At 29.2% G+C, this 6,914-nt stretch carries 7 protein-coding genes; 3 read left to right on the forward strand and 4 right to left on the reverse strand.

The window, feature by feature from the left end; genetic code table 11:
* Window positions 1-9: 9 nt before the first annotated feature.
* The 4 genes from Q0370_RS01285 to Q0370_RS01300 form a co-directional block, all read right to left on the reverse strand.
* Window positions 10-591: an MFS transporter gene (locus Q0370_RS01285; protein ID WP_299571039.1), complete on the reverse strand. Its 582-nt coding sequence runs from the start codon at window positions 589-591 to the stop codon at window positions 10-12.
* Between the two features lie 26 nt (window positions 592-617).
* Window positions 618-1,652 (reverse strand): Fic family protein, encoded by a 1,035-nt coding sequence (locus Q0370_RS01290; RefSeq protein WP_299571042.1) that lies wholly within the window; start codon window positions 1,650-1,652, stop codon window positions 618-620.
* Window positions 1,653-1,672: 20 nt separating this feature from the next.
* Window positions 1,673-2,362 (reverse strand): YoaK family protein, encoded by a 690-nt coding sequence (locus Q0370_RS01295; RefSeq protein WP_026746853.1) that lies wholly within the window; start codon window positions 2,360-2,362, stop codon window positions 1,673-1,675.
* Window positions 2,363-2,431: 69 nt separating this feature from the next.
* Window positions 2,432-3,121: a response regulator transcription factor gene (locus tag Q0370_RS01300; RefSeq protein WP_299571047.1), complete on the reverse strand. Its 690-nt coding sequence runs from the start codon at window positions 3,119-3,121 to the stop codon at window positions 2,432-2,434.
* 361 nt (window positions 3,122-3,482) lie between these two features.
* On the opposite strand from Q0370_RS01300, the gene hisS reads away from it, so the two are divergent.
* From hisS to Q0370_RS01315, 3 genes are read left to right on the forward strand one after another with little or no spacing between them, the layout of a single operon-like run.
* Window positions 3,483-4,718: a histidine--tRNA ligase gene (gene hisS / locus Q0370_RS01305; RefSeq protein ID WP_299571050.1), complete on the forward strand. Its 1,236-nt coding sequence runs from the start codon at window positions 3,483-3,485 to the stop codon at window positions 4,716-4,718.
* Between the two features lie 27 nt (window positions 4,719-4,745).
* Window positions 4,746-6,527, forward strand: a complete 1,782-nt coding sequence (gene aspS / locus Q0370_RS01310; RefSeq protein ID WP_299571053.1) for an aspartate--tRNA ligase — start codon at window positions 4,746-4,748, stop codon at window positions 6,525-6,527.
* Window positions 6,528-6,551: 24 nt separating this feature from the next.
* Entirely contained in the window at window positions 6,552-6,764 is a 213-nt protein-coding gene (locus Q0370_RS01315) for a zinc-ribbon domain-containing protein (RefSeq protein ID WP_299571055.1), read from the forward strand.
* The last annotated feature ends 150 nt before the right edge of the window (window positions 6,765-6,914 follow it).

The following is a 6,914-nucleotide window of genomic DNA, read 5'->3' on the forward strand; positions in this document are numbered from 1 at the left end:
TCCATTGTTTTAATATTTTTCATTTGCTTTTTTATTCTCATCGGAAAAAAATAAAGCTGTTAGAAGCATATTGAAAAATATTAAAACAATGGAAATAAAGTAAATATTTACACCTATCTTAAAATAAAGCAAAAATCCTATTCCTGAACCTAAAATAGAAGAAAAAGTCGAAATTTGCTTTTGATATTTTAAAAATTTTTGCAGTGCAGTTTCATTATTTTTCAAACTATTTATTAAAACTACATCAATTGTCCCAGTTTCCAGTGCATTTGCCAATCCATATATTGTATATGCGACTGATAACCAAAATAAACTTTTGGAAAATATAATTAGGAAAAATGTAACAACCAATGTAAGCAATGATAAAATATAAACTTTTTTCCTTGAATATAAATCCGACATTACTCCACTTGGAATCTCAAAAATAATCATTGAAAGGTTAAAAAAAGACTGCATTAACACAATCTGCGACATTAACAAGCCTTTTTTCAGAAAAAGTACAGTCAGAATGGAGTGTGGCATTGTGGAAGCTAAAAATAGTAAAAAGGTGCTAATATAGTAAACTTTGGTATTCTTATCTATAAGATTCATTATTTTTACCACCTTTCCAATCCATTTTATCTTTTAATAATTTTTTCTGATTTCCTGTATTTCTGATTTTTACTATTAGGTTTGTCGGGAATTGTCCTTTCAATCAATTTTGCCTCTAAGGCAGGATTTAAATAATTTTTTCTGAAAGTAGGTTTATGCACTAAATTTAATTTTTTCATAATTTCTACTGCTGATAAAACATTATCTCCAAGGACACTAAGTAATTTTTCGACTGGTTTTTTATCCTGGTCGCTATCTTGTACGGTTACTTGGTCGTTATCTTGGTCGGTTATTCTTTCAGAAGTTTTAATTTCTTTTAAACTATCGTTTATAATTTTAAGCATGAACTCTACAAATATTGTACTCTCACTTTCTTTATCAGCTATTGCAAGAGTATCATAATATTCTTTCTGTTCTTTTTTTATCAATTCCTCTATCGGAAGCCAAAAAAATATTTTTTTCCATTTTCCAAGCAGTAAAGTATGCCACATTCTTCCAATACGACCATTTCCATCTGAAAATGGATGAATAAATTCAAATTCATAATGAAAAACAGCACTTTTAATCAATAGATGTACAGAAGAAGTCTTGTACCATGAAATTAAACTGCTTATATGCTTAGGTACTAAATCTGCTGGCGGAGCAATATGTACAACTTTTCTTCCAGCAAAAATACCAACTTCTTGAGAACGAAATTTACTGTTTTCCTTAACCAGCCCATTCATCATCAATCTGTGAGCATTCAATAAATCCTTTACTGAAAATGGATTTAACTTAGTTAATAGTTCATATGCTTCATAAGCATTCTTTACTTCTCTTATTTCGTTAGGATTTCCTAAAACTCTTTTTCCATCCAATATAGCTGTAACTTGTTCCAGCGAGAGAGAATTATGTTCAATAGCGAGTGAAGAATGAATTGTTTTTATTCTGTTTTCTCTCCTTAAATGCGGATTTGAAATTTTTTCCTGAAAAATAGACATTCTTCCTATTTCTTCACTTATTTCACCTATTAATACTGTCATTTTTTCAGTTATTTGAAAAGGTGGCTTGTAATTATTCAATTTTAAATACCTCCTATTTCCTAAATAGTTTCCTTAAACATTATAATAAACACCGCAACTAGTAGAATACAGCAAGCAAGCAACGCTCCTATACCGTATATTTTTACTAAAACTACACAAAGCATTGCTCCAATAAAGAAAAATCCATCTAATCCCAAATATATCCAGAAATTTTGTAAATACGACTTGTTTTCTGTATTTATATATTTAAATAAGTTCTCCATTCCACTTCGTAAATTCCCAGTACACATTGTTGTCGCTCCTGCCAGTCCCCTAATTTTTCTAAATCCTTGATATTGAATTGCGGCAATAAACGACATAATCATATTTACAACAATATTCCAATTTCCACTTGGAATGAATGAAATAAAAAACATTATTATAACTTGGTAAAATATAACAATTTGCTGCCATCTAAAAATTCTATGTTTTTCAAATTTCACTCTAATAAATTCAGTAAATAATATTCCAAATGTGAAAACAAGAATCGGCATAAAATAATTAAAGGCTTTTCCAAAATCTCCCCTTTGTAAATTTATAGCAAGATAAACAACATTTCCTGTCTGTGCATTAGCAAGCACCTTTCCACGTGTAACAAAAGTATATGCGTCCATAAATCCCCCAACCATGCATAGCATCATTCCTAACCTAAACGTCTCTGGCGGATACTCCTCTCCATTAAAAAAAATCTTTTTAATTCTTTTACCCATAAAAAAAACTTCACTCCTTTTTTATTTTTTTGAACTTTACATTTTTTATTCAATGATTTATTAAAAAAGTTAATTTTCTAAAACATCAAATTTATAGCCAACTCCCCAAATTGTCTTAATATTCCATTTCTCATGCTTATAATTGTCAAGTTTTGCACGAAGCCTTTTTATATGCGTATCGACAGTACGGCTTTCTCCAAAATAATCAAATCCCCATATTAAGTCCAATAAATTTTCTCTTGTAAAAACTTTGTTCTGATTTGTTGCCAAAGTCCATAAAATCTCTATTTCTTTCTTAGTCAACGAAATTATTTCATCATTTATCTTTACTGTAAAATTATTCAAATCAATCTCAAGATTGTCAAATATGAAAATTTTTGCACTTTCATCATTTTTAGGTGTTATTCTACGTAAAATTGCATTTATTCTTGCAATTATTTCTCCTGGCGAGAAAGGCTTTACTATATAATCATCTGCCCCTATTTCCAGCCCCATTATTTTCTCGTAGTCCTCCCCCCGTGCCGTAATCATTATAATTGGAACATTTGAAAAAGTACGCACTTCTCTACATACATCAAAACCATCCTTTTTCGGCATCATTACATCCAAAAGTATTATATCAAACTCATTTTCTTCAATTTCCTTTAATGCTGCTTCCCCATCAAATACAGTACTTACAGTAAAATTATTTTTTTTACAGTATTCTGACAATATAGAAACAATTTGTTTGTTATCATCTGCGATTAGCACCTTATACATATTACCCTCTTTTCTTCATAAAATTATATTATCATAACAAAACTAGTTTAAAAATAATTCTAAAAGCTATGCTATTTTAGATTAAATACAAAAAATTATTTAATTTATTACTTTAATTTTAAAAATTTAAATAGATAATAAAATTTTATCATAAATCTTTTAAAATACAAATATTAATTTTTAAATTTTCATATTTCACAAAAATCAAAATTTCATTATAAAAATCAATTTTAAATTTATTCATTTTGATTTAAAAAATAAATTCAAATAAATATTGATAATAACTCACATTTTTTGATATAATATGAGAAGATAAATTTTTAATTGCTAAAATTGCATGTGATGAAAGGACAAGTTAAGAATGATTAGTGTTTTAAAGGGAATGAAAGATAGATATTCTGATGATGTAAAAAAATATGACTTAATTGTTGATACAGCAAAAAGTGTATTTGAAAAATATGGATTTGAACGAATTATAACGCCTATTCTGGAAGAAACTGAGCTTTTTAGACGTGGTGTTGGAGATGAAACAGATGTTGTTTCAAAGGAAATGTACGAATTTACAGACAAAGGCAACAGAAATGTTACAATGCGTCCAGAAGGTACTGCTGGAGTTGTACGTGCCTATTTGGAAGCAGGTTTTCACAAGTCTTCCCCAATTGTAAAATGGTTCTACAACGGTCCAATGTATCGTTACGAAGCCCCTCAAAAAGGAAGATTTAGGGAATTTCATCAAATGGGTGTTGAAATGTTCGGAGTCCGTTCTGCTTGCCTTGATGCAGAAATTATTCGAATGGGATGTGAATTTCTTGAAAAACTTGGAATTACTGGACTGACTGTGGAAATAAACAGTCTTGGGAATATTGATTCAAGAAAAAAATACATTGATGATTTAAAAGCATTTATGGAAAAAAGACTGGATAAACTTAGTGATGATTCAAAACGAAGATATAAAACTAATCCTTTAAGAGCATTAGATTCAAAGGATAAAGGTGACCAAGAACAATTTATCAACGCTCCAAAATTATACGACTATCTTGACGAAGAAAGTAAAAATTATTTTGAAGACACAAAAAAATGTCTTGAATTAATGAATATTCATTATGTAGTGAATGACAAGCTGGTGCGTGGACTTGACTATTACTCAGATACAGTATTTGAAATAAAATCTGACAAATTAGGCTCGCAGGCAACTGTGCTGGCTGGGGGACGTTACGACAGACTACTTGAAATACTTGGAAATGCAAAAGTGCCAGGAATAGGTTTTGCCGCTGGAATGGAAAGAATTGCAATGCTTATGGATGAAAATTTGATTGCAAAAGAAGAAAATAAGACTTACGTTATTTATTTTGACGAAACAAAAGAATATTTTGTAAAAATAGTAGAAGAACTACGAAAAAATGAAATAAAAGTCAACTTTGACTACAATCCAAAAAGTTTTGGAGCACAAATGAAAAAAGCAAATAAAGAAAATTCAGAATTTGTAATAATTTTAGGTGAAGATGAACAAAATGAAAATGTAGTTACAATGAAAAAATTTAGTACAGGGGAGCAAGAAAAATATAAATTGGAAGAAATTATTAAACTTTTAAAATAAAAAGAAAAATTGAAAGGAAAAATAAAAATGTACAGAAATTATAAATTAAATGAATTAAGAATAGAAAACATCGGAGAAGAAGTTGTTTTATCTGGATGGGTTTCAAAAGTTAGGGATTTGGGGCATTTCACATTCATTGACTTGCGAGATAGATATGGAATTACTCAAATTTTAGTAAATGAAGAAGTTTCAGGAAAAGAACTTTTTGAAGAAGCTAGAAAATTAAAAAATGAGTGGGTTATAAAAGTTACTGGAAAAGTAGCTGAAAGAAGTAGCAAAAATAAAAATATTCCTACTGGAGATATTGAAGTTGAAGCAAAAAATATTGAAATTCTGAGCCGTTCTAAACAATTACCATTTGAAATTGATGAAACAGGAAATCTTAATGAAAATATGCGTCTAACTTACAGATACCTCGATATAAGACGTCCAAAAATGTTAAATAACATTATAAAAAGAAATGATATGCTATTTTCGATTAGAAAATTTATGAATGAAAATGGATTTTTAGATATTGACACTCCCATTCTAGCGAAAGCCACTCCCGAAGGAGCAAGAGATTTTGTAGTTCCAAGCCGAATAAACAAAGGCGACTTTTATGCCTTACCGCAATCTCCACAGTTATTTAAGCAAATACTTATGGTATCAGGTGTTGATAAATATTATCAACTTGCAAAATGTTTTAGAGACGAGGATTTAAGAGCCGACAGACAACCTGAATTTACACAATTGGACTTGGAAATGTCGTTTATTGAGCAAGAAGATATTTTAAATGTGACAGAAGCACTTGCAAAACAAGTATTTAAAGATGTTACAGGCATTGAAATTACTGAAAACTTTGAAAGAATGAGCTATGATGATGCAATGAATTTTTATGGTTCAGACAAGCCTGATTTAAGATTTGACATGAAATTGATTGACTTATCCAAAGAAACACAAAATTCTGGATTCGGAGTATTTGAAAATGCAATAAAAGATGGTGGAAATGTAAAAGCTATCGTTGCTCCAAATGCTGAAAAATTTTCAAGAAAATACATCAAAGATTTAGAAGACTTTGTAAAAACATATTTCAAAGCAAAAGGATTAGCTTATATCAAAATTAATGAAGATGGTGAAATTAATTCTCCAATTGCAAAATTTTTTACTGAAGAAAAGTTAACAGAAATTACTCAAAAATTAGGAATTAAAAATAACGAAATCGCTTTAATTTTAGCTGATAAATATAAAATTGTTCACGATGGACTGGGAGCATTAAGACTAAAACTTGGAGAAGAACTGGAATTAATCGATAAGGATTCTTTCAAATTCCTATGGGTAATTGACTTCCCAATGTTTGAATGGAGCGAAGAAGAAAATAGATATAAGGCTCAACACCATCCGTTTACTTCAATAAAGCAAGAAGACAGAAAATATCTTGATTCAAATGAGCTTGATAAGATTAAAACAGATTCCTATGATATGGTTTTAAACGGATATGAAATCGGTGGAGGAAGTATTAGAATTCATGAAGAAGAACTACAAGAAAAAGTATTTGAAAAATTAGGGCTTAGTAAAGAAGAACAGCAAGATAAATTTGGATTCTTTCTGGAAGTACTAAAATACGGTGTACCACCACACGGAGGTCTTGCCTTTGGAATCGACAGATGGCTTATGGCAATGCTAAAAGAAAATTCTATAAAAGAAGTAATCCCATTCCCTAAAACAAATAAAGGACAGGATTTAATGACGGGCGCTCCTGCTGAAATAGAAAAAAATGTACTTGCGGATGATTTAAGACTAAAATTATTAGAAATAAAAAAAGAAGATTAATAATTTGAAAGGAAAAGTAATAAAATGATTATAGTGTACGGAACGAAAAATAAAATAAAGAATCTTGGTGTAGTAGGAAAATATGAATGTTCTCGATGTAACAATATATCAGATTTACAATTTATGAGTTCACAACAATGGTTTACATTATTTTGGATACCAATATTTCCAATAAGCAAAAAGCAAGAATTCATGCAATGTCCTATTTGTCATCAAAACTATCAAGTCCCTAAATAATAAAAAATAAAGATTTATCTTTTTAAAAAAGCCGAATTCAAATTCGGCTAATTTTTTTACGTAATATATTTATAACAAACGAATACTTTATACAAAATAAACTAAAATATACTCAAACCTATTTTAAATTAAACTGCTAAAATTATATAA

The sequence above is a fragment of the uncultured Leptotrichia sp. genome (assembly GCF_938036635.1).
Taxonomy (GTDB): Bacteria; Fusobacteriota; Fusobacteriia; order Fusobacteriales; family Leptotrichiaceae; genus Leptotrichia; species Leptotrichia hongkongensis.